Consider the following 24,283-nt stretch of genomic DNA (forward strand, 5'->3'; position numbering starts at 1 on the left):
TCCTCGCGGCGCGGGCCGTCTCCGGTGCTCAATACGACTTGGGCAGGCCCAGGGTCTGGTGGGAGACGTAGTTGAGAATCATCTCCCGGCTGACCGGGGCAATACGAGCCACGCGCGCGGCCGTTATCAGCGAGGCGAGGCCGTACTCGCGGGTGAGGCCGTTGCCGCCGAGGGTGTGCACGGCTTGGTCGACGGCCTTCACGCAGGCTTCTCCGGCCGCGTACTTGGCCATGTTGGCGGCCTCTCCGGCGCCCGTGTCGTCGCCGGTGTCGTAGAGGCGGGCGGCCTTCTGCATCATCAGGCGGGCGAGTTCGAGGTCGATGTGCGCCTGGGCGAGGGGGTGGGCGATGGCCTGGTGGGCGCCGATGGGGGTGTTCCAGACGGTGCGGTCGCGGGCGTACTCGACGGCTTTGGCGAGGGCGTGGCGGCCCATGCCGATCGCGAAGGCGGCCGTCATGATGCGTTCGGGGTTGAGGCCGGCGAAGAGCTGGAGGAGGCCGGCGTCCTCGTCGCCGACGAGGGCGTCGGCGGGCAGGCGTACGTCGTCCAGGACCAGTTCGAACTGCTTCTCGGCGGCGTGCAGTTCCATGTCGATGGGGTGGCGGGTGAAGCCGGGGGTGTCGCGCGGGACGATGAACAGGCAGGGTTTGAGGCGGCCGGTGCGGGCGTCTTCGGTGCGGCCGACGATCAGGGTGGCGTCGGCGATGTCGACGCCGGAGATGAAGACTTTGCGGCCGGTGAGGATCCAGTCTCCGGTGTCCGTGTCGCGGCGGGCCGTGGTGGTGATGCGGTGGGAGTTGGAGCCGGCGTCGGGTTCGGTGATGCCGAAGGCCATCCGGCGGGTGCCGTCGGACAGGCCGGGGAGCCATTGTCGTTTCTGGGCGTCTGTGCCGAAGCGGGCGATCACCGTGCCGCAGATGGCCGGTGAGACGACCAGCATGAGGAGGGGGCAGCCGGCTGCGCCCAGTTCTTCGAGGACGATGGAGAGTTCGGTGATGCCGCCGCCTCCGCCGCCGTGTGCCTCCGGCAGGTTGACGCCCAGGTAGCCGAGTTTGCCTGCCTCGGACCAGAGCGCCTCGCGGTCGTGGTCGCGGCCGTGGCGTGTACCGAGGGCGGCGACTGCCGAGCGGAGGGCCTTGTGCTCGTCGGTTTCGATCGTGGGCATGTGACTCCTTCGTCGTGGCTGGTCGCGCAGTTCCCCGCGCCCCTAAGAGGTCTCTGTCACCACTGCCAGGAGCTCCCCCGGCTCGACCTGTTGTCCGGGTACGGCGTGCAACTCGCTCAGCGTCCCCGTGGCCGGGGCCGTGATCTTGTGCTGCATCTTCATCGCCTCCAGCCAGAGGAGAGGGTCTCCGGCCTTGACGGGGGTGCCTGGCGTCAGGCCCTCGGCCACGCGGACGACCGTGCCCGGCATGGGGGCCAGGAGGGAGCCGGGGGCGTGCTGGGCCGTCGGGTCGGGGAAGCGGGGAAGGGCCCTCAGCGCGGTGGAGTTGACGTAGACCTGGTCGCCGTAGCGCGTCACCTCGAACGTGCGCTGTACTCCGTCCGTTTCGAGGACGACGCGGTGCGCGTCTGCGTGGACCACCCGTACGCCGTCCGCCTCCAGGCCCGTGCGCGTGTGCCGGTAGTGGACCTCGTGTTCCTCCCCGGCCGTCGCGTAGCGCTTGGTCTGCGGCTGTGAGGGGACGTTGCGCCAGCCGCCGAAGCCCGGGCGGGAGCGGGCATGCGCGTCGGCGAGGGCGGCGGCCAGGGGGGCGTGCGGGTCGGGGGACGGCTCGGTCAGGTCCGCCAGGTGGCGGTCGTAGAAGCCGGTGTCCATGCGGGCGGCGGTGAACTCCGGGTGGCGCAGGGAGCGGACCAGGAGGTCGCGGTTGGTGACGGGGCCGTGGATCGCGGCCCGTTCCAGGGCGGAGGCGAGCTTGCGGACGGCCTCCGCGCGCGTGGGGGCGTGGGCGACGGCCTTGGCGAGCATGGGGTCGTAGTGGACGCCGATGTCGTCGCCGTCGGTGTAGCCGGTGTCGAGGCGGATGCCGTCGGGCAGGTCGAGGCGGTGCAGGCGGCCGGTCTGGGGGGACCAGTCGTGGGCGGGGTCCTCGGCGTAGAGCCGTGCCTCGACGGCGTGGCCACGCGCGCGTGGCGGGTCGGTGTCGAGGGGGTGGCCCTCGGCGATCCGGAGCTGTTCCGCCACCAGGTCGAGGCCGAAGACGGCCTCCGTGACGGGGTGTTCGACCTGGAGGCGGGTGTTCATCTCCAGGAAGTGGGTCCTGCCGTCGGCGACGAGGAACTCGACCGTGCCGGCGCCCACGTAGTCGACGGCTCGGGCGGCCCGTACGGCGAGGGTGTGCAGTTCCTCCACGAGTCCGCCGGGGAGTCCGGGGGCCGGGGCCTCCTCGATGACCTTCTGGTGGCGGCGCTGGAGGGAGCAGTCGCGGGTGCCGAGCGCCCAGACCGTGCCGTGGGTGTCGGCGAGGATCTGCACCTCGACGTGGCGGCCGTGCTCGACGTACGGCTCGACGAAGACCTCGCCGTCGCCGAAGGCGCTCGCCGCTTCGGCGCGGGCGGCGGCCAGTTCGGCGTCCAGGTCCGCCAGGCGCCGTACGACGCGCATGCCGCGGCCGCCGCCGCCCGCCGCCGCCTTCACCAGCACGGGCAGGTCGGCCTCGGTGACCTCGGTGAGGGGCTCGATGCCCGTGAGCTGCTTGGCGCGGGTCTTGGAGGCCATCGCCTCGATGGCCTCCGGGGGCGGGCCGATCCAGGTCAGGCCCGCGTCCAGGACGGCCCGGGCGAAGTCCGCGTTCTCGGAGAGGAAGCCGTAGCCGGGGTGCACGGCGTCCGCGCCGGCCGCGAGGGCGGCCTTCACGACGAGGTCGCCGCGCAGGTAGGTGTCGGCGGGCGCCTCCCCCGGGAGTCGTACGCTCGCGTCGGCCACGCGCGCGTGGAGGGCGTTCGCGTCGGCGTCCGAGTGCACGGCGACCGTGCGGACGCCCAGCTCGCGGCAGGTGCGGAAGACACGACAGGCGATCTCGCCCCGGTTGGCGACGAGCACAGAAGTGATCACTGGGGGTTCCTCACATCCGGAAGACGCCGAAGCCGCCGCGCGCGCCCCGGTAGGGGGCGGTGTGGATCGCGGACAGGCACAGGCCGAGGACGGTGCGGGTGTCGCGCGGGTCGATGACGCCGTCGTCGTAGAGCCGCCCGGACAGGAACATCGGCAGCGACTCGGACTCGATCTGCTGCTCCACCATGGCGCGCAGCGCGGCGTCCGCCTCGTCGTCGTACGGCTGTCCCTTGGCGGCGGCGGACTGGCGGGCGACGATCGACAGCACGCCCGCGAGCTGCTGCGGGCCCATGACGGCCGACTTGGCGCTGGGCCAGGCGAAGAGGAAGCGGGGGTCGTAGGCGCGGCCGCACATGCCGTAGTGCCCGGCGCCGTAGGAGGCGCCCATGAGGACGGAGAGGTGGGGGACTTTCGAGTTGCTGACGGCGTTGATCATCATCGCGCCGTGTTTGATGATGCCGCCCTGCTCGTACTCCTTGCCGACCATGTAGCCGGTGGTGTTGTGCAGGAACAGCAGCGGGATGTCGCGCTGGTTGGCGAGCTGGATGAACTGGGCGGCCTTCTGGGACTCCTCGCTGAACAGCACGCCCCGGGCGTTCGCCAGCACCCCCACGGGGTAGCCGTGGAGCGTGGCCCAGCCGGTGGCCAGGCTCGTCCCGTACAGCGGTTTGAACTCGTCGAAGTCGGAGGCGTCGACGATCCGGGCGATGACCTCGCGCGGGTCGAAGGGGCTCTTCAGGTCGCCGGGGACGATGCCGAGGAGCTCGTCGGCGTCGTACTTGGGCGGCTCGGCGGGGCCCGGATCGCCGTAGGACTTGCGGTGGTTGAGGCGGGCGACCACGCGCCGGGCCTGGCGGAGCGCGTCCTGCTCGTCGACGGCGAAGTAGTCGGCGAGGCCCGAGGTGCGCGCGTGCATCTCGGCGCCGCCCAGGGACTCGTCGTCGCTCTCCTCGCCGGTCGCCATCTTCACCAGCGGCGGGCCGCCGAGGAACACCTTGGCCCGCTCCTTGACCATGATCACGTGGTCGGACATGCCGGGGATGTAGGCGCCGCCCGCGGTGGAGTTGCCGAAGACGACCGCGAGGGTCGGGATGCCGGCGGCGGACAGCCGGGTGAGGTCGCGGAAGATGGCGCCGCCTGGGATGAAGATCTCCTTCTGGGAGGGCAGGTCGGCGCCGCCGGACTCCACCAGGCTGATGCAGGGCAGCCGGTTGGCGAGGGCGATGTCGTTGGCGCGCAGGGCCTTCTTCAGGGACCAGGGGTTGCTCGCTCCGCCGCGCACGGTCGGGTCGTTGGCGGTGATCAGGCACTCGACGCCCTCGACGACCCCGATGCCGGTGACGAGGGACGCGCCGACGGTGTAGTCGCTGCCCCAGGCGGCCAGCGGGGACAGCTCCAGGAAGGGCGTGTCGGGGTCGAGGAGCAGCTCGATGCGCTCGCGGGCGAGGAGCTTGCCCCGCTGCCGGTGCCGTGCGACGTACTTCTCCCCGCCGCCCGCGAGGGCCTTGGCGTGCTCGGCGTCGAGTTCGGCGAGCTTGGCGAGCATGGCCTCGCGGTTGGCCCGGTAGTCGGGGCTGCCGGTGTCGAGCGCGGAGGTCAGGACGGTCACAGCAGGGCCTCCGGTAGGTCGAGGTGGCGGGAGCGCAGCCATTCGCCGAGCGCCTTGGCCTGCGGGTCGAAGCGGTGCTGGGCGGCGACGCCCTGGCCGAGGAGCCCCTCGACGACGAAGTTCAGGGCGCGCAGGCGGGGCAGGACGTGCCGGGTCACCTTCAGCGGGCGGCTCTCGGGGATCAGCTCCCGGAACCGCTCGACGGTCAGTTCGTGCGCGAGCCATCGCCAGGCGTCGTCCGTGCGGGTCCAGACGCCGACGTTGGCGTTGCCGCCCTTGTCGCCGCTGCGGGCCCCCGCGACCAGGCCGAGCGGGGCCCTGCGGCACGGCCCGGGCGGCAGCGGCTCCGGCAGGGGCGGCTCCGGGACGTCGTCGAGTACGCGCGTGTCGTGGGGCGGCGGCACCGTGACCCGGCGTCCGCCATGGAGGACGGCCACATGGTCGACTGCCCCATGGGGGACGTACACATCCTCGAAGACCCCATAGGGCGCGCCCTTTCCGGGTGGCGCCAGCACATGGAAGCCGGGGTAGCTCGCCAGCGCCAGCTCCACCGCGGCCCCGCTCAGCGCCCGCCCCACGGCCTGCTGGTCCGCATCCCGTACGACGAGCCGCAGCAGCGCGCTCGCGCTCTCCTCGGTGTCGGCGTCGGGCCGGTCGGTGCGGGACAACTCCCAGCGGGCGTCGGTGACTTCGCGCAGGGCGGGGGCCATCTGGTCCCGCACGAGGGCGGCCTTGGCCTCGATGCCGAGGCCGGTGAGCACGAAGACGACCTCGTTGCGGAAGCCGCCGAGCCGGTTGAGCCCGACCTTGAGGGTGGGCGGGGGCGCCTCCCCGCGCACGCCCTCGATCCGCACCCGGTCCGGCCCGTCCTGGGCGAGCCGCACGGTGTCCAGCCGGGCGGTGACGTCCGGCCCGGCGTACCGGGCACCGGCCGTCTCGTACAGCAACTGGGCCGTGACCGTGCCGGTGTCGACGAAGCCGCCGGTGCCGGGGTGCTTGGTGATGACGCAGCTGCCGTCCTCGTGGAGTTCGGCGAGCGGGAAGCCCGGGCGGCGGATGTCGCCGTCCTGGAAGAAGGCGTAGTTGCCGCCGGTGGCCTGCGCCCCGCACTCCAGGACGTGCCCGGCGACGACGGCCCCCGCGAGCCGGTCGTGGTCCGCCGGTGTCCAGCCGAAGTGGGCGGCGGCGGGCCCGGTGACCAGGGCCGCGTCGGTGACCCGCCCGGTGACGACGACGTCGGCGCCCTCCCGCAGACAGGCCGCGATGCCGAAGCCGCCGAGGTAGGCGTGGGCGGCGAGGTTCCCCGGGTGGGCGGCGGTGAGGTCGTCGCCCTCGACATGGGCGACACGCACGGGGATGCCGAGCCGGTCCGCCAACGCCCCTACGGCGTCGGCGAGTCCGGCCGGGTTGAGCCCGCCCGCGTTGGTGACGATCCGGACGCCCCGCTCGTGCGCGAGGCCCAGGCAGTCCTCCAGCTGCCGCAGGAAGGTGCGGGCGTATCCGGCGCCCGGGTCCTTGAGCCGGTCCCGGCCGAGGATGAGCATGGTCAGCTCGGCGAGGTAGTCGCCGGTGAGGACGTCGAGTTCACCGCCGGTGAGCATCTCGCGCATCGCGTCGAAGCGGTCGCCGTAGAAGCCGGAGGCGTTGCCGATGCGCAGGGGTGTCACGAGGTGGTCCTCCTCGCCCGGGGGCGGGGCCGTCACGAGGCGGGGCCCTTCCGCGGGCGTCCGCTGCCCGGCGGTCCCGCGAAGGCCTGCGCGATGTCCAGCCAGCGGTCGGCGTCGGGGCCGTCGGCGCGCAGGGCGAGGTCGGTGCGGTGGGCGCGCCGGGTGACCAGGAGGCAGAAGTCGAGGGCGGGGCCGGTGACGGACTGCGGGGCGTCCTCGGGGCCGTACGCCCACAGGTCGCCGGAGGGGGCGCGGAGTTCGACGCGGAAGGGGTCGGTGGGCGGGGTCAGCCCGTGCACGCCGTAGGCGAAGTCCCGGGTCCGCACCCCGAGCCGGGCCACATGCCGAAGCCGGTCGGTGGGTGGGCGCACCACACCCAGGGCGTCGGCCACATCCTGTCCATGGGCCCAGGTCTCCATGAGGCGGGCCGTCGCCATGGAGGCGGCCGACATGGGCGGCCCGTACCAGGGGAAACGCGCCTTGGGCGGGGCTGCCCGCAGGGCCGCCTCCAGTGCCGTACGGCCCTCGCGCCAGCGGGCGAGCAGGGCGTCGGGCGGGAGCCCGGCGTCCTCCTCGGCGCCCTGGTCGACGAAGGAGTCCGGGGCGGCGAGGGCCTTCTCGACCAGCGCGCGGAAGCCGTCGGCGTCCGTGACGGCGAGCAGGGCCGAGCGGTCCGTCCAGGCGAGGTGGCCGATCTGGTGGGCCACGGTCCAGCCGGGTGCGGGGGTCGCGAGCGTCCAGCGGCGGGCGCTCAACCCGGCGACGAGACCGTCGAGTTCCTCGCTCTCCTGGCGCAGGTCGTCGATCACGGACGTCGGATCGGACACGGGCGCTCCCCTCGGGGCACGGCGGTGTGCGGGGTGGTGCGGTGTGCTGTGGAGCATGGCAGCGGCGCCAGAAACAAGCAAGCGTGCTTGCATAAGAACTGGGGGTGTCCGGAAGTGTGTGCCGCGGCGGCGCGATCCCTACACTCTGACGACGCTCGTTCCATTGGGCACACATCGGGGGAGACACAAGAATGAGCACCTGGAACCCGGGCGGTCAGCCGCCGTACGGGGGCGGCCATCCGCCCCATGTGCCGCACCCCTACATCCCGCACCCCGTGCCGCCGCAGGCACCGCCTCCCGGCCCGGTCGCGCGGCTGCGGCGGCGGATCGGGCCCATCCACACAGCGCGCCGGGTCTTCCGGCCGTCCCGGCCGGGTCTCGTCCACGACCCGCTCATCGCGCGGATGCAGAAGATCCGCACCCTCGTGGGGCTCGGCGCGGTCGTCTGGATGTCGGTGTCCTACAAACTCGCCGCCTCCGCCCGGGACATCGCCGACGACCGCCTCGACCAGTCGTGGAACAACGTGCTGGTGCTGTCCGTGACGTTCCCGGTGGCGGTGGGCGTCCTGCTGGCCCTGACCGCCCCGTCGGCGCGCCGGGATCTGCTGCGCCGGGCCGGGAAGTCGTTCGGCGCGATGGTGGCCCTCGTGGCGGCGGTCTTCGTGTTCCCGGCGACGGTGCTCACCGGGTTCGTCGACGGGCGGTTCGCCACCAACCCGGTGATGGCCGTGGTGACATGGGGGGTGACGGTGTTCATCCTGGTGTGGGTGCTGCCGTTCGTCCTCTGGGGCATCGGCCTGGCGCTCGTCCACGTGTTCCGCACGGCCGACATCCACCAGACCATGCCGCCGCTGCTGGCCATGACGCTGGTGTGGGAGATGGCGCTGATCGACCTGTTCACGGACGCGTACGCGGGTGTTCCGGGGCCGGTGCGGGCGGTGTTCGTGCTCGGGGCCCCGCTCTCCGTGACCGCGGTGGGGCTGTGGGAGCTGCACCGGCTGCGGGTGCGTTACGGGATCACGGTGCGCGGGATCCTGGTGCGCTGAGCGCCACCCTGTGCCGGCCACACCTGTGCGGGCCACCTCTGTGCCGACCACCCCTGTGCGGGCCGGCCCTGTGGCGGCCGGCCCCATGGGGCCCGGTCACCGGTACGAGGTGACCAACCGTGCCAGATGCCGGCCCGCGACCTCCAACGGCGTCGCGCTGCGGGCGACCTGGGCCGCCAGCTCGGCGCCCTCCAGGGTGGCGATCACCGTGTGGGCCAGCTCCTCGGCGTCCGTGCCGGCGAACCCGGCGGTGACGAGCTTCCCGGCGACCACCTCGCGCCAGCGGGCGAACGCCTCGGCCGCCGCCTGCTGGATGCCGGGGGCGCTGGTCGCCGTGCCCACGACGGCGGACGTGACCGGACAGCCGTCGAGCCAGTCGGAGTCGCGCAGCCCCTGGGCGAGGGACGCGGTGAGGGCGAGCAGGGCCTTCGCCGGATCCGGCTCCGCGTCGAGGGTCTCGCGCAGCAGTTCGGTGAACTCCTCGTCGCCGAGCCGTACGGCGGCCGTGCCCAGCTCCTGCTTGCCGCCGGGGAAGAAGTGGTAGACGGAGCCGAGTGTCGCCCCGGCCTCGCGGGAGATCTGCTTGATGCCGGTGCCCTCGTAGCCCTGGCGCTGCATCAGGCGTGACGCCGTACGGACGATCCGCTCGCGGGTGCCGGCGGTGTCGAGGTCGTGCGGGGCCTTCGTCTTCACGCCCCCACCTTACCGAGCTAGAGCGATCGCTCTAGTCGCTGTGCTACGTTCCTCTCTGGATAGAGCGTTCGTTCTAGTGCTTGTTTCACATCAACCGAGGGGGATTCCCATGAGTACTTCCGTGACCGTCATCGGCCTCGGCCCCATGGGCCGCGCCATGGCCGGTGCCTATCTGGACGCCGGCTACCGGGTCACCGTCTGGAACCGCACCCCGGGCCGCGCCGACGAACTGGCGGCCCGGGGCGCGTTACGCGCCGCCACCGTCGAGGAGGCGCTGGCCGCGGGCGAGGTGGTCGTGCTGAGCCTGACCGACTACGCCGCGATGTACGCCGTGCTGGAGCCCGCCGCCGCGGCGCTGGAGGGCCGTGTCCTGGTCAACCTCAGCTCGGACACACCGGCCAGAGCCCGCGAGGGAGCGGCCTGGGCGGCACGGCACGGGGCACGCCATCTCACCGGCGGGGTCCAGACACCGCCGTCCGGCATCGGCTCGAAGGAGTTCGACACCTTCTACAGCGGCCCGCGGGACCTCTTCGAGCAGTACCAGGACGTCCTGGAGGTGCTCACCGGCACCGACTACCGGGGCGAGGACCCGGGCCTGGCCGCGCTGTACTACCAGCTCCAGATGGACCTCTTCTGGACCACCCTCACGGCCTGGCTGCACATGCTGGCGCTGGCGGACGCGAACGGCATCGAGCCCTCCGAGATCACGCCGTACGCGGCCGGGGTCCTGGGCGGGATGGGCCAGTTCCTCGACTTCTACACGCCGCGGATCGAGGCGGGGCGGCACGCGGGGGACGTCGAGCGGATCTCGATGGCCGTGGCGAGCCTGGACCACGTCGTGCGCACGACGCGCGACTCGGGGGCGGACCCGGCGCTGCCGGCCGCGGTGCTGGAGACGTTCCGGCGGGCGGCGGCGGAGGGCTACGAGGAGGACAGCCTGACGCGGCTGTTCGAGGTGTTCGGCCGGGGCGCGGCCGCCTGAGCGCGAGCGAGGGCGCCCCGCACAGGCGGGGCGCCCTCGGTCACGTACGCGAGAAGGGTCTGCTGCGCGAGCAGGTCTTCTACGCAAGCAGGGTCTGCTGCGCGAGCAGGGTCTTCTGCGCGCGCGGGGTCAGAGCTTCTCGATCACGTAGTCGACGCACTTCGTCAGGGCCTCGATGTCCGCCGGGTCGATCGCCGGGAACATCGCGACGCGCAGCTGGTTGCGGCCGAGCTTGCGGTACGGCTCGGTGTCGACGATGCCGTTGGCGCGCAGCACCTTGGCGACGGCGGCGGCGTCGACCTCGTCCGTGAAGTCGATCGTGCCGATGACCTGGGAGCGCTTGGCCGGGTCGGTGACGAACGGGTTGGCGTACTTGATGTCCTCGGCCCAGCCGTACAGCGTCCGCGCGGAGGTGGCCGTGCGGCGGACCGCCCAGTCCAGGCCGCCCTGGCCGTTGATCCACTCGAGCTGCTGGTTCAGCAGGAAGAGGGTGGCGAGGGCCGGGGTGTTGTACGTCTGGTTCTTGCGGGAGTTGTCGATCGCCGTCGGCAGCGAGAAGAACTCCGGGACGTGGCGGCCGGAGGCGTGGATCCGCTCGGCGCGCTCGATGGCGGCCGGGGAGAAGACGCCGATCCACAGGCCGCCGTCGGCGGCGAAGGACTTCTGCGGGGCGAAGTAGTAGACGTCCGTCTCGGAGACGTCGACCGGGAGGCCGCCGGCGCCCGAGGTGGCGTCGACCAGGACCAGGGCGCCCTCGTCGGCGCCGGCCACGCGCTTGATCGGCATGGCGACACCGGTCGAGGTCTCGTTGTGGGTGAACGCGTAGACGTCCACGCCCGCCTCGGCGACCGGCTCGGGGTGCGTGCCCGGGTCGGCGGAGATGACGTCCGGCTCGGCCAGCCACGGGGCGAGCTTGGCGGCCTTGGCGAACTTGGAGGAGAACTCGCCGAAGGTGAGGTGCTGCGACCTGTTCTCGATCAGGCCGTGCGTCGCGATGTCCCAGAACGCGGTGGAGCCGCCGTTGCCGAGGACCACCTCGTAGCCGTCGGGGAGCTGGAACAGCTCGCTGATGCCCTCGCGCACCTGGCCGACCAGGTTCTTGACGGGGGCCTGGCGGTGGGAGGTGCCCATGAGGGAGGTGCCGGTGGCGGCGAGGGCGTCCAGCGCCTCCGTCCGCACCTTGGAGGGACCCGCGCCGAAACGTCCGTCCGCGGGCTTGATGTCAGAGGGAATCTGGATCTCAGCCACGGAGGGGAGCGTAGCCGTTTCCAGAAACCTGGGCGAAACGTCGTCCGTCGGGTGAGACGGGCTCTGGACGGGTGTGCGCCGGGTCGCCGGCCGCGGGGGCGTCACTGTCGGTGGCCGCGTGCATCCTGGAGGCATGACGGATCTTCCGCACGGCAGGGATCTGACGGCTCTCGAGGGCGAGTTGCGCGCGGCCGTCCGCGGGGACGTGGCCTTCGGTGCCCTGGACCGCGCGCTGGTCACCATGGACGCGTCCAACTACCGGCGGGTGCCGTACGGGGTCGTGGCGCCGTCGGACGCTGATGACGTGGCGGCGGTGCTGGAGGTGTGCCGGCGGCGGGGCGTGCCGGTGGTGCCGCGCGGCGGGGGCACGTCCATCGCCGGGCAGGCCACGGGCACGGGCGTGGTGCTGGACTTCACCCGGTACATGAACCGGCTGGTCGCCCTGGATCCCGGGGCGAGGACGGCCGTGGTGCAGCCGGGGCTGGTGCTCGACCGGCTCCAGGAGGCCGCCGCCCCGCACGGGCTGCGGTTCGGGCCGGATCCGTCGACGCACAGCCGGTGCACGCTCGGCGGCATGATCGGCAACAACTCGTGCGGCTCGCACTCGGTGGCCTGGGGCACGACCGCCGACAGCGTGCGCGAGCTGGACGTCGTCACCGCGCGCGGCGAGCGGCTGCGGCTCGGGCGGGACTGGGCCGGGGCGCCGGACGGCCTGCGGGCCCTGGTGGAGGGCGACCTGGCCCGGCTGCGTACGGGCTTTCCGGAGCTGCCCCGCCGCATCTCCGGCTACGCGCTGGACGCCCTGCTGCCGGAGCGGGGCGCCGACGTGGCGCGCTCCTTCTGCGGCTCCGAGGGCACGCTCGGCGTGCTGACGGAGGCGGTCGTGCGCCTGGTGGAGGCGCCTCGCGCGCGTGCCCTGGCCGTGCTGGCGTACGCCGACGAGAGCGCGGCGGCCGAGGCCGCTGCCGGGCTGCTGCCGCTGGGCCCGCTGACCGTGGAGGGCATGGCGGCGGACCTGGTGCCGTCGGCGGCCGGGCTGCCCCGGGGCGGGGCCTGGCTGTTCGTGGAGACCGGCGGGGAGTCGGCGGCGGAGGCACGCGCGCGTGCGGAGGCGGTCGTGCGGGCGGCCGACGTCGTGGACGCGCTGGTGGTTACCGACCCCGCCGGGCAGCGCGCGCTGTGGCGGCTCCGGGAGGACGCGAGCGGTACGGCGACGCGCATGCCGGACGGGAGGGAGGCGTGGCCGGGCTGGGAGGACTGCGCGGTGCCGCCGGCCCGGCTGGGCGCGTACCTGCGGGACTTCCGGGCGCTGCTGGCGGCGCACGGGCTGCGCGGCACGCCGTACGGGCACTTCGGGGACGGCTGCATCCACGTCCGGATCGACTTCGACCTGCTGACGCCGGCCGGAGTCGCCCGCTTCCGCCGCTTCTCGGAGGAGCTCGCGGAGCTGGTGGTGGCGCACGGCGGCTCGCTGTCCGGGGAGCACGGGGACGGGCAGGCGCGGGCGGAGCTGCTGCCGAGGATGTACGGGCAGGAGATGGTGGGCCTGTTCGAGCGGGTGAAAGGGGTGTGGGACCCGGACGACCTCCTCAACCCCGGCATGCTGGTCCGCCCCGCCCCCCTGGACGCGGACCTCCGCTTCTCCGTCCTCCCCCGCGAGCCCGTCGACGTCGTCTTCGGCTACCCCGCCGACGGCGGCGACTTCTCGGCGGCGGTGCGACGCTGCGTGGGCGTCGCCAAGTGCCGTACGGCGTCGGTGTCCGGCTCCGCCGTCATGTGCCCGTCCTTCCGGGTGACGGGCGCGGAGGAGCACTCCACGCGCGGGCGGGCCCGGCTGCTGCACGAGATGCTCGCCGGTGAGGTGGTGACCGACGGCTGGCGCTCGACCGAGGTGCGGGACGCGCTGGACCTGTGCCTGTCCTGCAAGGGCTGCCGCTCGGACTGCCCGGTCGAGGTCGACATGGCCACGTACAAGGCGGAGTTCCTCCACCACCACTACGCCGGGCGGCGCCGGCCCGCCGCGCACTACGCCCTGGGGTGGCTGCCGGTGTGGCTCCGGGCGGTCGCGCGGACGCGCACGGTGTGGCTGGTCAACGCGCTGTCGGGGCTGCGGCCCTGCGCGTGGGTGGCCAGGCGGCTGGGCGGGATCGCGCCGGAGCGGGAGATCCCGCGGGTGGCGTCGCGGACGTTCAGCCGGTGGTGGGAGCGGCGGCGCGCACAGCGGGTCGCCGCGGACGGCGATCTCGTCATCCTCTGGCCGGACACCTTCACCGAGCACCTCTCGCCCTCCGTGGGGCAGGCCGCCGTGCGGGTGCTGGAGGCTGCCGGGCTGCGGGTGGCGCTGCCGCCGACCGTGCGTCTGGAGAAGCCCCCGGTGGGCGACGGCCGGACGGTCGCCCTCGACCCGCTGTCGCTGCTGCGGGGCCGGGGGCGGGTCTGCTGCGGGCTGACGTACGTGTCGACGGGCCAGCTGGACCGCGCCCGGACGGTCCTGCGCCGCACGCTCGACCTGATGGAACCGGTGCTGGAGACCGACGCCCCGGTCGTGGTCCTGGAGCCGAGCTGCGCCGCGGCCCTGCGCACGGACGCCCCCGAGCTGCTGCACGACGACCCGCGCGCGGCCCGCCTCGCCGCGAAGGTCCTCACGTTCGCGGAGACGCTGGAGCGGCACGCCCCCGGCTGGGCGCCGCCGCGGCTGGACCGCCCGGTGGCCGGGCAGACCCACTGCCACCAGCACGCGGTCCTGGGCGACACCGCCGACCGCCGGCTGCGCCGGGCCGCCGGGCTCTCCGGCGAACTGAGCGGCGGCTGCTGCGGTCTCGCGGGCAACTTCGGCTTCGAGAAGGGCCACTACGACGTGTCCGCCGCGTGCGCGGAGGAACACCTCCTGCCGTCCGTACGGAACGCCCCGGACGACGCGGTGCTCCTGGCCGACGGCTACTCCTGCCGCACGCAGCTGGAGCAGTTGGCGGGGGTGCGGGGGAGACACCTGGCTGAGGTACTGGCGGCGGCGTTGGAGGGGGCGGGGGGTGAGGGGTGAGGCCGCGGTGAGCGTCCGACTGCCGGAGTGCGTTTGAGGCGTTCGGGCCATGCCGTGGGTGGACCCGGAGTGTCTGAGCCGGGGGACGGCCGAGGCCGCTCCTAGGCTCGCGGGACCAGTCACCGCCGTCGAGGGCCACCGCCCGCCGAGGGCCGCTGCTCGAAGGAGCCCGCGCATGAGCGTCCGCGTCCAGCCCATCACCCGTGACGAGCACCTGGCGTTCGTCTCGGCCCGCCCCTCCGCCAGCCACACGCAGCTCCCGTCCTGGGGCGAGGTGAAACCCGACTGGCAGGCGGAGAGCCTGGGCTGGTTCGACCAGGGCGGGCAGCTCGTCGGCGCGGGCCTGGTCCTGCTGCGCCCGCTGCCCGGGCCGCGGCTGCCGGGGCTGCGGCGCTACCTCGCGTATCTGCCCGAGGGCCCGCTGATCGACTGGCACGAGCCGGAGCTGGAGCGCCTGCTGGAGCCGATGCTGGCGCACCTGGGGCGGCGGGGCGCCTTCGCGGTGCGGATGGGCCCGCCGGTCGTGGTGCGCCGCTGGAGCGCCGAAGCGGTCAAGGCGGCGATCGCGGACCCGGCCGCCCGGCGGCTGCGGGACGTGCGGGCGACGTCGTACGAGCCGCGCGCCGGGCAGGTCGCGGACGGCCTGCGCCGGATGGGCTGGCGGCAGACCGAGGCCGGCGGCGAGGGCGGCTTCGCCGCGGGCCAGCCCCGGTTCGTCTTCCAGGTGCCGTTCGCCGGACGCTCCCTGGACGACGTCCACAACGGCCTGAACCAGCAGTGGCGGCGCAACATCAAGAAGGCGGAGAAGGCCGGCGTGAAGGTCGTGCGCGGCGGCTACGAGGACCTGCCGGCCTTCCACGAGCTGTACGGCGAGACCGCCGAGCGGGATCGTTTCGTCCCGCGCCCGCTGCCGTACTTCCAGCGCATGTGGAGCGCGCTCACCGCCGAGCACCCGGACCGGATGCGGCTCTACCTCGCGTACCACGACGGCGAGGTGCTCGCCGCGGCCACCATGCTGACCGTCGGCGACCACGTCTGGTACTCCTACGGCGCCTCCACCAGCCGCCGGCGCGAGGTCCAGCCGAGCAGCGCCCTGCAGTGGCGCATGATGACCGACGCCCACGAGCTCGGTGCCGCGGTCTACGACCTGCGCGGCATCACCGACACCCTGGAGGAGTCCAGCCACCTGCTGGGCCTGCTGCGCTTCAAGGTGGGCACCGGCGGCGAGGCCGTCGAGTACCTCGGCGAATGGGACTTCCCGCTCAACCGGCTGCTCTACAAGGCGTTCGACCTTTATCTGTCCCGCCGCTGAGGAACCGGCCGTGGGCGTCTCACGCCCCGAGACAGTGGTAAAAGGGCTTCACGCACCTGACCGAGTCCATTACCCTGGACTGTGCAGTACACCGGGATGTACGTTGCGTACACGCCGGTGTACGCAGCCCCGCACCAGCGCCGACGACCACAGGACCGCCGTGACCAGCCCCGACAGCGTCACCACGCCCCAGCCCGCCACCACCACCGCCGGCGCCGCACCGGCCGCCGGTCCGGGCCGGCTCGGCTCGCTCGGACCCCTGGGCCTGGTGCTCGCGGGCGGGATCTCCGTGCAGTTCGGCGGCGCCCTGGCGGTGACGCTGATGCCGCGCGCCGGTGCCCTCGGGGTGGTCGCGCTGCGGTTGCTCGTGGCCGCGGTGGTCCTGCTGCTGGTCTGCCGCCCGCGACTGCGCGGCCACTCGCGCACCGACTGGGGCACGGTCGTCGTCTTCGGCATCACCATGGCCGCGATGAACGGCCTCTTCTACCAGGCCGTCGCCCGTATCCCGCTGGGCCCCGCGGTCACCCTGGAGGTCCTCGGCCCGCTCGCCCTGTCGGTCCTGGCCTCCCGCCGCGCGATCAACGTCGTGTGGGCGGGCCTGGCCCTCGCCGGTGTCTTCCTCCTCGGCGGCGGAGGCTTCGACGGTCTCGACCCCACAGGAGCGGCCTTCGCCCTGGGGGCGGGCGCCATGTGGGCGGCCTACATCGTCTTCAGCGCCCGCACGGGCCGCCGCTTCCCGCAGGCGGACGGGCTGGCCCTGGCGATGGCGGTGGGCGCGGTTCTGTTCCTACCGCTGGGCATCGCCGAGTCGGGCGCGAAGCTGGCCGACCCGGTGACGCTGGGCCTCGGCGCGTCGGTGGCGCTGCTCTCCTCGGTCCTGCCCTACACCCTCGAACTCCTCGCCCTGCGCCGCCTGCCCGCCTCCACCTTCGCGATCCTGATGAGCCTGGAACCGGCCATCGCCGCGACGGCCGGCTTCCTCCTGCTGGACCAGGCCCTCACCGCCCCGGAGGCCGCGGCGATCGCCCTGGTCATCGCGGCGAGCATGGGGGCGGTGCGGACACAGGTGGGCCGGGGGAAGACGAAGGGACTGGAGGCGACGGGGCTGGAGGGTTAGGGCCTGCCACGACGTCGGCCTACTCCCAGGTCGCGGTGTCCGGGTCGATGCCGTGGGTGCGGGCACTGGCGTCGACGATGTGGCGGAACCACGTGGCGAGGCCGGGGCGGATGCCGTCGTAGTGGGCGGCGAATCCCGGATCATCCTCGAACATGCGGCCGAGACAGACCTGCATCTGCCGGGTGAGGGGAAAGTACGAGGCGAACACCTCGCGGTGCCGCTCGACGAGTTGATCCGCTTCCGGGCTGCCGGGTGCGACACCGGCGTCCATCGCCTTCGCGAGGGCACGCTCGAGGTCGGCCATCTCTTCGGCGACGGCCTGCCATTCCTCCGGGCTGCGAGCGGCCGAGCGTTCGGCGTACTGCCGCCACTGCGTCGTGTCCCCGTAGCGCCGGCGGGCCTGGGCGGGCCAGTCCGGGTTCCACTCGGGGCCGAAGATCGCGGCCTGCTGCTCGGCGGAGAGCAGCAGGCCGCGCTCATGGGCCTCGATCATCCGGTCCAGTCCGGTGCTGAGCCGCTGGAGGCGTTCGATCCGCTCGGCGACCTGGGCACGCTGCGCGCGCAGCGCGCCGGGCACGTCGGCCTTCGAGTCGTCCAGGACGGCCCGGATCCGGTCCAGGCCGAGGCCGATCTCGCGGTAGACGACGATGCGGTGCAGGCGTTCCAGGTCACCGGCGGTGTAGAGGCGGTATCCGGCGGCCGTGCGCAGCGACGGCCGCGCCAGACCGATCTCGTCCCAGTGGTGCAGCGCGCGGACCGTCACGCCCAGCCGCGCCGAGACCTGACCGACGGTCAGGCCATCGGTGTCAGTGGGATCAGGCATGCTCCCCATTGTCTCCGCGACCGGCGTCCGGGTGGACGATCCCGACGGCCGCGAGGTTCCGCGCCTCCTGGCTGTCCGGGTCGAAGGGCTTCGCCGCGGTGAGCACGATCCGTGCGTTCTCGGGGGTGATCACCGTCACGTCGCGGGTGTGCCAGGCGGTGTCCCGGGGACCGTCGACGCAGTCCGGGCGCAGCGCGCGACAGGCCTCGACGAGGGGATCGACCTGGCTGAGCACGCACGCGAAGCTGAGGCTCATCGCGGGCGCCTGCTCCGGAACGCTCTCCTCCGAGACGAGGAGGACGTCCTGGAACGCCCACCGGCGAAGATGCACCAGCCGGCCGGGGATGCCGAACAGTTCGAAGAACCCGAGCCCGCGGGTCCAGAAGTCCACCGACGCGGCCAGGTCGTTCGTGGGGATCGTCGCGAACGCGGGCATTCCGTAGATGCCGTGGAAGGGCTCCGGCGGCACCGCGTCCGGGCCGGGAGGGGGCACGGGGCTGGTCTCGAACGCGTTGTAGTAGTCGCTCATGCACCCCACCTTCCGGCCTCACGCAACGTGAGGGTCAAGCCGGATCCGCGGGTCGTCGCGCCCGACGGCGGTCAGGGCGTACGCGCCACGCGGAACCCCACGTCGTCGATCCGGAACGTCGGATGGCTCCGGCGCCGCACCGAGGCGCGGCAGCTCCAGTGCTCGTCGGACCAGCCGCCGCCGCGAAGCACCCGGTAGGTGCCGTAGACCTCGGGGTCGTAGAGGTCCCAGCACCAGTCCCAGGCGTTGCCCAGCATGTCGTGCAGGCCCCAGGCGTTGGGCTGTCTGCCGCCCACGGGGTGGATCCGGTCGTCCGAGTTCCCCCGGTACCAGGCGATCGCGTCGAGGGGGCCGTAGCGCGGGCCCGTGCTGCCGGCGCGGCAGGCGTGCTCCCACTCGGCCTCCGTCGGCAGCCGGTACCCGCCGGCGGAGGTGTCCCAGTCGGCCGTGCCGGTGTCGCTCCGCAGGCGGTACGCGGGGGCCAGCCCTTCCTGACGGGACAGGGCGTTGCAGAAGCGGACCGCGTCCCACCAGGACACGCCCTCGACGGGCAGCCGGTCGCCGTCGGCGGTGCTCGGCCGCTCGCCGGTGACCTCGGCGTACCACTCCTGGGTGACGGGAAACGCCGACAGCCGGAACGGCGCGACCTCCACCGGCCAACTGCGTCGCGTCCGCCGGTCCGACAGCGTCACCTGCCCGGCCGGGACGGCGATCATCTCGTGCTCCGAGTCCCCACCCATGAGCGGCAACCCTACGGGTGGGGGCGCCCGGAAGCACCGAGCGCCCCTGGGGCACCGACGTCACATCACGGTGCACGCCACGTCACCTCACCGTGCACGCCACGTCACGTCGCCGTGCACGTCACCCCCGGCACACCCCCGCCCCCGGGCGCGCCCCCGAACCCGAAGCCCGCCGAACCGCCCACCGGCACGCTCCCGTTGTGCGCGGCGTTCACCGCCGTGACGCTCGCGCCGCTCTGCGTGTACGACGCGTTCCACATGTTCGTGACCTTCTGGGAGCCGCTCCACGTCCAGGTCACCTTCCAGGACTTGAGCGGCGCGGTGCCCGTGTTGGTCACCTTCACCTCGGCGTTGAAGCCGCCGCCCCAGTCGCTGCCGACCGTGTAGGCGGCGCTGCACGCGGCGGTGCCGCCGGGACCACCGGGGTCGCCGGGCCCGCCCGGGTCGGTGCCGGGGCCGCCGGGCGCGAAGGCCGGGGCCTTGATCGGGGCGAGGTAGGCGTCCTTCGCCGTGTCGACGGTCTGCCAGTCGTCCTTGAGGATGCCGCCGGTGTCACCGGAGTTGGGGTTCCAGGACCAGAACGTCCAGTGGAAGCTGTCGGCGCCGTGCGCCGAGGTCGAACGCAGGTACTTCACCAGCTCGGACAGCCACCTCTGGTCCACCGTCGACCGGAGCGTCGTACCGAACTCGCCGAGCCACACCGGCGCGATGTTCTGCTTGAAGACGTAACCCCAGTACTTGTCCCAGATCCCCGGCAGGTTGGCGGGGAAGGACGGGTCGGAGAACCAGGGCTGCTGGGCCACCGACGTGGCGTAGTCGTGGGCCGAGTACACCAGCCGGTTCGCCACGTCCAGCTGGACCGGGTGCTGGGCGACGCCCATGAGGTTGCCGCCCCACCAGCCGTTGACGCCGTTGTGCGACTGCACGCCCTCGACCATGATCAGCAGCTCGGGGTTGACCGACAGTACGGCGTTGCCCGCGCGCTGGGCGGCCAGGCGCCAGTCGCGGGAGGTGTCGCCGCAGCCCCAGCAGGCCGGGTCGCGGGGCTCGTTGTGCAGGTCGATGCCGATCACCGTGGAGTTGCCCTTGTAGCGGGCCGCCAGTGCCTTGAGGTTGGCGATCCACGTCGACTCGGGGACCGACGCCGTGTACCAGAGCGCCGACTGGCCCGCCGCGTCCGGGCGGTGCCGGTCCAGCACGATCTTGAGCCCGGACTGGCCGGCGTAGGCCACGATCCTGTCCAGGACCTGGAGCGAGGTCAGGCCCCGCAGGTCGGTGTTCTTGCCGTCGTGGCTGATGCTGTCGGGCATGGTGCCGGGCTTGAGGATGTCGTCGCTGTAGGGCATGCGGATGGTGTTGTAGCCCAGCGACTTCATCTGGTCGATCATGCTCTTGTAGTCGCGGGCCCACAGGCCGTGGGCCACGTGGGTGTCGGTCTCGAAACCGAACCAGTTGACGCCGGCGATACGGACCGGCTGCCCGGCCGCGTCCAGGATCTGGCGGCCGCTGGTGTGCCAGTAGCCGGCACCGGCGGCCTTCGCGTCCACGTCGGCCCGGGCCGACTCCGTGCCGGCCAGCGGTAACAGGAGCGCCGCGGCAACACACAGCGCTCTGCGCAGAGTGCGGAACATGTGGCTGCTTCCTCTCGGGGGGAGGCACGGCACCCGGAACAAAATGGGAGCGCTCCCATAATGCCGCGCACCTCCCAGAGAACTGACGCACCATGAGCACGTCAAGACTCCGGGAGGTGCGCGAAGCCAAGGGCTACCGGCTGAGCCCTCGGGCGCTACCGGCTGAGCTTCTGGAACCGCCGTACCGCGAGTGGCAGGAAGATCACCGTGAGGATCACCGGCCACACCCCGGCCATCAGCAGCGCGTGCTGCTCGACCCACGTGTCTCCGGTGACCGGCGTGCCGAACAGCTCGCGGGTCGCCGCCGCAGTGGACGAGATCGGGTTCCACATCGCCACCCAGCCCAGCCAGTCGGGCATCAGCTGCGGCGCGACGAAGATGCTGGAGATCATCGTCAGCGGGAAGGCCACCGCGAACAGCCCGCCCGCCGCCTCCGGGTTGGGCACGAGCAGGCCGAGCCACACGCCGATCCAGATCAGCGCGAACCGCAGCCACAGCAGCAGCCCGAACGCGGCGAGGAAGCCGAAGCCGCCGTCCGGCCGCCAGCCCATGGCCAGCGCGGTGAGCATCATGATCGCCAACTCGGCGCAGGCGACGATCAGATCGGTGATCCCGCGCCCGGCCACCACGGCGGAGGACGCCATCGGCATGGAGCGGAAGCGGTCGATGACGCCCTTGGTGGAGTCGTAGACCACGACGGTGGCGGTGTTGATGAAGCCGAACGCCATGGTCATCACGAACATGCCCGGCATCAGGAAGTCCGTGTAGTTCCCGCCGCCCGGCACCTTCATCGCGCTGCCGAAGACATAGCCGTAGAGCAGCACGGACAGGATCGGGAAGCCCAGCTGCCAGGCGATGTTGACGGGCTGGCGCTGGTAGTGGGTCAGGCCGCGGCGGACGATGTTCCAGCAGTCGGCGAGCAGCCAGTACGTGCCGCTCCGGGTGCTCGGGGTGCTCAGGTCGACGGCACTCACGCGGCGGCCTCCTTCTCGGTACGGTGTCCGGTCAGGCGCAGGAAGACGTCGTCGAGGCTGGGCCTGCGCAGTCCGATGTCCTCGACGCGGACGCCCTCGTCCTGGAGGGTCCGCGCCACCTCCGTGAGGGCCGTGACCCGGTCGGTGACCGGGGCGTGCACCCGCAACTCGGTCTCGTCCGCCTCGGGTTCGCCGTCCGCGACCCGGGCGATCACCTTCACCACGCGCGGGATCTCGGACCGCTCGGCGACCACGACTTCGACGCGGTCGCCGCCGACCAGGTTCTTCAGCCCGTCCGGGGTGTCGTCGGCGATGGCCCGCCCCTGGTCGATGACGGTGATGTGCGAGGCGAGCTTGTCGGCCTCCTCCAGGTACTGCGTGGTCAGCAGCACGGTCGTGCCGGTCGCCACCAACGCCCGTACGGAGTCCCAGACTTCGCCCCGGCTGCGGGGGTCGAGACCGGTCGTCGGCTCGTCGAGGAAGAGCACGGCCGGGGCCAGGATCATCGACGCGGCGAGGTCGAGGCGGCGCCGCATGCCGCCGCTGTACTTGCCGACGCCCCGGTCGGCGGCGTCGGTCAGGTCGAACTGCTCCAGCAGCTCGGTCGCCCGGAGCCTGGCCCGCTTGCCGCCGAGGTGGAACAGCCGGCCGAACATCTCCAGGTTCTGCCGGCCGGTGAGCACCTCGTCGACCGCCGCGTACTGGCCGGTGAGCCCGATCCGGGCCCGTACCTCGCGCGGCTGCCGGGCCACGTCGAGACCGGCCACCGTCGCGCTGCCCCCGTCCAGCCGGATCAGCGTGGACAGGATCCGAACCGCCGTGGTCTTGCCCGCGCCGTTCGGCCCGAGCAGGCCGTGCACCGTGCCCTCGCGCACCGCGAGGTCGAAGCCGTCCAGGGCGTGTTTCTCGCCGTACCGCTTCTCCAGCGCCTCGGCCCGCACCGCATATCCGTCCATGCCGCCCCTCCCGTGTGCTCGTACCGTGCCCGTGCCGTGCCCGGCATCGCGAACTGAGTACAGCGTACCCGATTACGCGTACGGCGTACCCAGTTTTTTCGCGGGGACCTAAGCTGGGTGTCATGACGAGCGGTACGAGTGGCACGGGCAGCGCGGAGACCAGCGGCAGCGGCGATATCGCCCGCACGCTCGAACTGCTGTGGGACACCGGCCGGCGGCCCAGCCGGGGCCCGAAGCCGACCCTGACCCTGGACCGGATCGTGGAAGCGGCCATCCAGGTGGCGGACGCCGAGGGCCTGGAGGGGCTCTCCATGCGCCGCGTCGCGGCCGAGCTGGGAACCGGCACCATGTCGCTCTACCGGTACGTGCCGGGCAAGGGCGAGCTGCTCGACCTCATGCTGGACCGGGTGCAGCGCGTCTCCGAGGACCCGGACGGCTCCGGCGACGGCGGCTGGCGCGCGGCCCTGGAGACACTGGCCCGCCACACCCTCGCCCTCTACCGCCGCCACCCCTGGCTGCTCCAGGTCAACCAGTCCCGGCAGATCCTCGGCCCGGGCGCCCTCGACAGCATGGAGCGGATCCTCACCCGGATCCGCCCGATGGGGCTCAGCGATCCCGAGATGCTCTCCGCCGTCATCATGATCGACGGATACGTCGTCGGGGCCGCGCGCTCGCACCTGTACCAGAAGGAGGCGGAGCGCCGGACGGGCCTGACGGACGCCGAGTTCTGGAAGGCGCAGGTGCCGGTCCTGGAGAAGGTCATGGCCTCGGGCCGCTACCCGATCATGGCGTCCCTCTCCGAGGACACCTTCGGACCCGACTTCGACCACTTCGAGTTCGGCCTCCAGCGGATCCTGGACGGCCTGGAGGTCCTGGTGACCCGGCGCCGCGCCGAGGCCCCGCAGCCACCGGAAGAGCGCTCCTAGTCCCGCCGCCTCAGGCGCCGCAGGCCGAACAGGACGACCAGGGCGGCGGCAGCGGCGATGGCGCCGGTCTTGAGGTTGCCGCTCAGCGCGTCGCCGCCAGCGCCACCGCCCGAGGCGGACGAACCGCCGTTGCCGGAGGGCGAGCCGGAGCCGCCGGACCCGGGGGCGTCCTGCGGTTCCACGGGACTGTCGGCGCCCTCGGCGCCGTACATGAGCTTCTTCCCGTCGGCGGTGTAGGTGACGGACTCGCCCTGCCCCAGGAACGGCACGCCGAGCCGCTGCTTCCGCTTGATCTCGCCGCCGTTCCAGTCGTACGCGATCGCGCCGAAGTAGCTGCGTACGACCAGGTGTTGACCGTCCGGGGAGAGCGTGGCGTCGGTGGCCTCCAGGTCGGGGACGGCCGCGACGGGCCGGAAGACGTTCGTCCCGGACGGGGAGAGTTCGGCCGGGCCCTCGTAGAGGTGGCCGCCCTTCGCGTTCTTGTCGACGATGTAGACACGGCCGGTCTTCGGGTGCACGACGAGCGACTCGGCGTCACGCGCGCCGTCGGAGTACTTCACGACGTACTGCGTGGCCCGGATCGTCTGGTCGCGCAGGTTCTTCGGCTCCGGCAGCCGGTAGATCCAGACGTACGGCCACGTGCCGCCGAGGTTGTCGCCGATGTCCCCGACGTAGATCTGGTTGCCGGGCCCGATGGAGATGGCCTCCACATCGCGCGGGCTGCCCACACCGGTCATGGTGATCGTCGCGACGGTCTCGCCCGTGGCGCTGTCGACGGCGTACAGGTACGCCCCGTCGTCGCTGTCGTTGTGCGTCCAGTAGATACCGGGGTGCTGCCGCGAGGCCGCCAGGCCGCTGGACTCGGTGATGCGCGGGTCCTTGATGGTGAACTCCTCGTCCCCGTCGGCGGCGGAGGCGGGCACGGCGAGGACGCCCACGAGAAGGGCCGCGGCGAGGAAGACGGAGGGTCTGCGCATGCTCTCTAGCCTGCCATCCCGCTCCGCGGTTCATCGCGCGCTGTCCGGGGCTGTCCGGGGACGGCTGCCGTCTGCAGACGGTGGAAGCGGTGGCTGTCCCCCCCTCTTTGCTGCCGTGCGGAGGGGCG

20 protein-coding genes are annotated in these 24,283 nt (G+C 72.8%); 6 read left to right on the forward strand and 14 right to left on the reverse strand.

Features of this window, described 5'->3' with window-relative positions; all coding sequences use genetic code 11:
* Positions 1-28: 28 nt before the first annotated feature.
* From ABZ386_RS25140 to ABZ386_RS25160, 5 genes are read right to left on the reverse strand one after another with little or no spacing between them, the layout of a single operon-like run.
* A complete protein-coding gene (locus ABZ386_RS25140) occupies positions 29-1,165 on the reverse strand; it encodes an acyl-CoA dehydrogenase family protein (protein WP_358965907.1) in 1,137 nt (378 codons plus the stop codon).
* A 42-nt stretch (positions 1,166-1,207) separates the two neighbouring features.
* Entirely contained in the window at positions 1,208-3,058 is a 1,851-nt protein-coding gene (locus tag ABZ386_RS25145) for a biotin carboxylase N-terminal domain-containing protein (RefSeq protein ID WP_358965909.1), read from the reverse strand.
* A 10-nt stretch (positions 3,059-3,068) separates the two neighbouring features.
* Entirely contained in the window at positions 3,069-4,667 is a 1,599-nt protein-coding gene (locus ABZ386_RS25150) for a carboxyl transferase domain-containing protein (RefSeq protein ID WP_356616584.1), read from the reverse strand.
* The gene (locus ABZ386_RS25155; RefSeq protein ID WP_358966084.1) at positions 4,664-6,334 is read right to left on the reverse strand and encodes an acyclic terpene utilization AtuA family protein; all 1,671 of its coding nucleotides are present in this window, start codon (positions 6,332-6,334) and stop codon (positions 4,664-4,666) included. The genes ABZ386_RS25150 and ABZ386_RS25155 overlap by 4 nt, the downstream gene beginning before the upstream one ends.
* Positions 6,335-6,366: 32 nt before the next feature.
* Entirely contained in the window at positions 6,367-7,161 is a 795-nt protein-coding gene (locus ABZ386_RS25160) for a TIGR03084 family metal-binding protein (RefSeq protein WP_351338621.1), read from the reverse strand.
* Between the two features lie 191 nt (positions 7,162-7,352).
* On the opposite strand from ABZ386_RS25160, the gene ABZ386_RS25165 reads away from it, so the two are divergent.
* Positions 7,353-8,207 carry a hypothetical protein gene (locus ABZ386_RS25165; protein ID WP_351338618.1) on the forward strand — a complete coding sequence of 285 codons (855 nt, stop codon included), beginning with the start codon at positions 7,353-7,355 and terminating at the stop codon, positions 8,205-8,207.
* A gap of 96 nt (positions 8,208-8,303) precedes the next feature.
* Here the strand turns inward: ABZ386_RS25165 and ABZ386_RS25170 are convergent, their stop codons facing one another.
* Positions 8,304-8,900 carry a TetR/AcrR family transcriptional regulator gene (locus tag ABZ386_RS25170; RefSeq protein WP_355712693.1) on the reverse strand — a complete coding sequence of 199 codons (597 nt, stop codon included), beginning with the start codon at positions 8,898-8,900 and terminating at the stop codon, positions 8,304-8,306.
* Between the two features lie 109 nt (positions 8,901-9,009).
* Between ABZ386_RS25170 and ABZ386_RS25175 the strand changes: the two genes are divergently transcribed.
* Positions 9,010-9,882 (forward strand): NAD(P)-binding domain-containing protein, encoded by an 873-nt coding sequence (locus tag ABZ386_RS25175; RefSeq protein ID WP_351338612.1) that lies wholly within the window; start codon positions 9,010-9,012, stop codon positions 9,880-9,882.
* A 129-nt stretch (positions 9,883-10,011) separates the two neighbouring features.
* Here the strand turns inward: ABZ386_RS25175 and serC are convergent, their stop codons facing one another.
* Positions 10,012-11,130: a phosphoserine transaminase gene (serC, locus tag ABZ386_RS25180; RefSeq protein ID WP_351338610.1), complete on the reverse strand. Its 1,119-nt coding sequence runs from the start codon at positions 11,128-11,130 to the stop codon at positions 10,012-10,014.
* Between the two features lie 133 nt (positions 11,131-11,263).
* Between serC and ABZ386_RS25185 the strand changes: the two genes are divergently transcribed.
* From ABZ386_RS25185 to ABZ386_RS25195, 3 genes are all read left to right on the forward strand, one after another.
* A complete protein-coding gene (locus ABZ386_RS25185; protein ID WP_358965911.1) occupies positions 11,264-14,170 on the forward strand; it encodes an FAD-binding and (Fe-S)-binding domain-containing protein in 2,907 nt (968 codons plus the stop codon).
* A 175-nt stretch (positions 14,171-14,345) separates the two neighbouring features.
* Positions 14,346-15,482: a peptidoglycan bridge formation glycyltransferase FemA/FemB family protein gene (locus ABZ386_RS25190; protein ID WP_358965912.1), complete on the forward strand. Its 1,137-nt coding sequence runs from the start codon at positions 14,346-14,348 to the stop codon at positions 15,480-15,482.
* 160 nt (positions 15,483-15,642) lie between these two features.
* Positions 15,643-16,599, forward strand: a complete 957-nt coding sequence (locus ABZ386_RS25195) for an EamA family transporter (protein WP_358965914.1) — start codon at positions 15,643-15,645, stop codon at positions 16,597-16,599.
* A 19-nt stretch (positions 16,600-16,618) separates the two neighbouring features.
* Here ABZ386_RS25195 and ABZ386_RS25200 read toward each other — a convergent pair whose 3' ends face one another.
* The 6 genes from ABZ386_RS25200 to ABZ386_RS25225 all read right to left on the reverse strand — a co-directional run bounded on the left by ABZ386_RS25200 (position 16,619) and on the right by ABZ386_RS25225 (position 22,252).
* Positions 16,619-17,422: a MerR family transcriptional regulator gene (locus tag ABZ386_RS25200; RefSeq protein WP_358965916.1), complete on the reverse strand. Its 804-nt coding sequence runs from the start codon at positions 17,420-17,422 to the stop codon at positions 16,619-16,621.
* The gene (locus ABZ386_RS25205; RefSeq protein ID WP_355712707.1) at positions 17,415-17,951 is read right to left on the reverse strand and encodes a VOC family protein; all 537 of its coding nucleotides are present in this window, start codon (positions 17,949-17,951) and stop codon (positions 17,415-17,417) included. Before ABZ386_RS25205 ends, ABZ386_RS25200 begins: the two co-directional genes overlap by 8 nt.
* 71 nt (positions 17,952-18,022) lie before the next feature.
* Entirely contained in the window at positions 18,023-18,691 is a 669-nt protein-coding gene (locus ABZ386_RS25210) for a formylglycine-generating enzyme family protein (protein ID WP_351338595.1), read from the reverse strand.
* Between the two features lie 104 nt (positions 18,692-18,795).
* Positions 18,796-20,322: a cellulase family glycosylhydrolase gene (locus ABZ386_RS25215; protein WP_355712714.1), complete on the reverse strand. Its 1,527-nt coding sequence runs from the start codon at positions 20,320-20,322 to the stop codon at positions 18,796-18,798.
* Between the two features lie 155 nt (positions 20,323-20,477).
* Entirely contained in the window at positions 20,478-21,296 is an 819-nt protein-coding gene (locus ABZ386_RS25220; RefSeq protein WP_358965918.1) for an ABC transporter permease, read from the reverse strand.
* Positions 21,293-22,252: an ATP-binding cassette domain-containing protein gene (locus ABZ386_RS25225; RefSeq protein WP_351338588.1), complete on the reverse strand. Its 960-nt coding sequence runs from the start codon at positions 22,250-22,252 to the stop codon at positions 21,293-21,295. The genes ABZ386_RS25220 and ABZ386_RS25225 overlap by 4 nt, the downstream gene beginning before the upstream one ends.
* A gap of 122 nt (positions 22,253-22,374) precedes the next feature.
* Between ABZ386_RS25225 and ABZ386_RS25230 the strand changes: the two genes are divergently transcribed.
* Positions 22,375-23,178, forward strand: coding sequence for a TetR/AcrR family transcriptional regulator (locus ABZ386_RS25230; protein ID WP_351338585.1), 804 nt, complete (start codon positions 22,375-22,377; stop codon positions 23,176-23,178).
* On the opposite strand, the gene ABZ386_RS25235 is transcribed toward ABZ386_RS25230, so the two are convergent.
* Positions 23,175-24,155 (reverse strand): WD40 repeat domain-containing protein, encoded by a 981-nt coding sequence (locus ABZ386_RS25235; protein ID WP_351338582.1) that lies wholly within the window; start codon positions 24,153-24,155, stop codon positions 23,175-23,177. The genes ABZ386_RS25230 and ABZ386_RS25235 overlap by 4 nt on opposite strands.
* Positions 24,156-24,283 lie beyond the last annotated feature (128 nt).

The sequence above is a fragment of the Streptomyces sp. NPDC006140 genome, from assembly GCF_040628815.1.
Taxonomy (GTDB): domain Bacteria; phylum Actinomycetota; class Actinomycetes; order Streptomycetales; family Streptomycetaceae; genus Streptomyces.

Coding starts and splice junctions, on each gene's coding strand:
- ABZ386_RS25140 (WP_358965907.1), bottom strand. CDS start 1,165: ATGCCCACGATCGAAACCGACGAGCACAAGGCCCTCCGCTCGGCAGTC.
- ABZ386_RS25165 (WP_351338618.1), top strand. CDS start 7,353: ATGAGCACCTGGAACCCGGGCGGTCAGCCGCCGTACGGGGGCGGCCAT.
- ABZ386_RS25175 (WP_351338612.1), top strand. CDS start 9,010: ATGAGTACTTCCGTGACCGTCATCGGCCTCGGCCCCATGGGCCGCGCC.
- ABZ386_RS25185 (WP_358965911.1), top strand. CDS start 11,264: ATGACGGATCTTCCGCACGGCAGGGATCTGACGGCTCTCGAGGGCGAG.
- ABZ386_RS25190 (WP_358965912.1), top strand. CDS start 14,346: ATGAGCGTCCGCGTCCAGCCCATCACCCGTGACGAGCACCTGGCGTTC.
- ABZ386_RS25200 (WP_358965916.1), bottom strand. CDS start 17,422: ATGCCTGATCCCACTGACACCGATGGCCTGACCGTCGGTCAGGTCTCG.
- ABZ386_RS25205 (WP_355712707.1), bottom strand. CDS start 17,951: ATGAGCGACTACTACAACGCGTTCGAGACCAGCCCCGTGCCCCCTCCC.
- ABZ386_RS25210 (WP_351338595.1), bottom strand. CDS start 18,691: ATGGGTGGGGACTCGGAGCACGAGATGATCGCCGTCCCGGCCGGGCAG.
- ABZ386_RS25215 (WP_355712714.1), bottom strand. CDS start 20,322: ATGTTCCGCACTCTGCGCAGAGCGCTGTGTGTTGCCGCGGCGCTCCTG.
- ABZ386_RS25225 (WP_351338588.1), bottom strand. CDS start 22,252: ATGGACGGATATGCGGTGCGGGCCGAGGCGCTGGAGAAGCGGTACGGC.
- ABZ386_RS25230 (WP_351338585.1), top strand. CDS start 22,375: ATGACGAGCGGTACGAGTGGCACGGGCAGCGCGGAGACCAGCGGCAGC.
- ABZ386_RS25235 (WP_351338582.1), bottom strand. CDS start 24,155: ATGCGCAGACCCTCCGTCTTCCTCGCCGCGGCCCTTCTCGTGGGCGTC.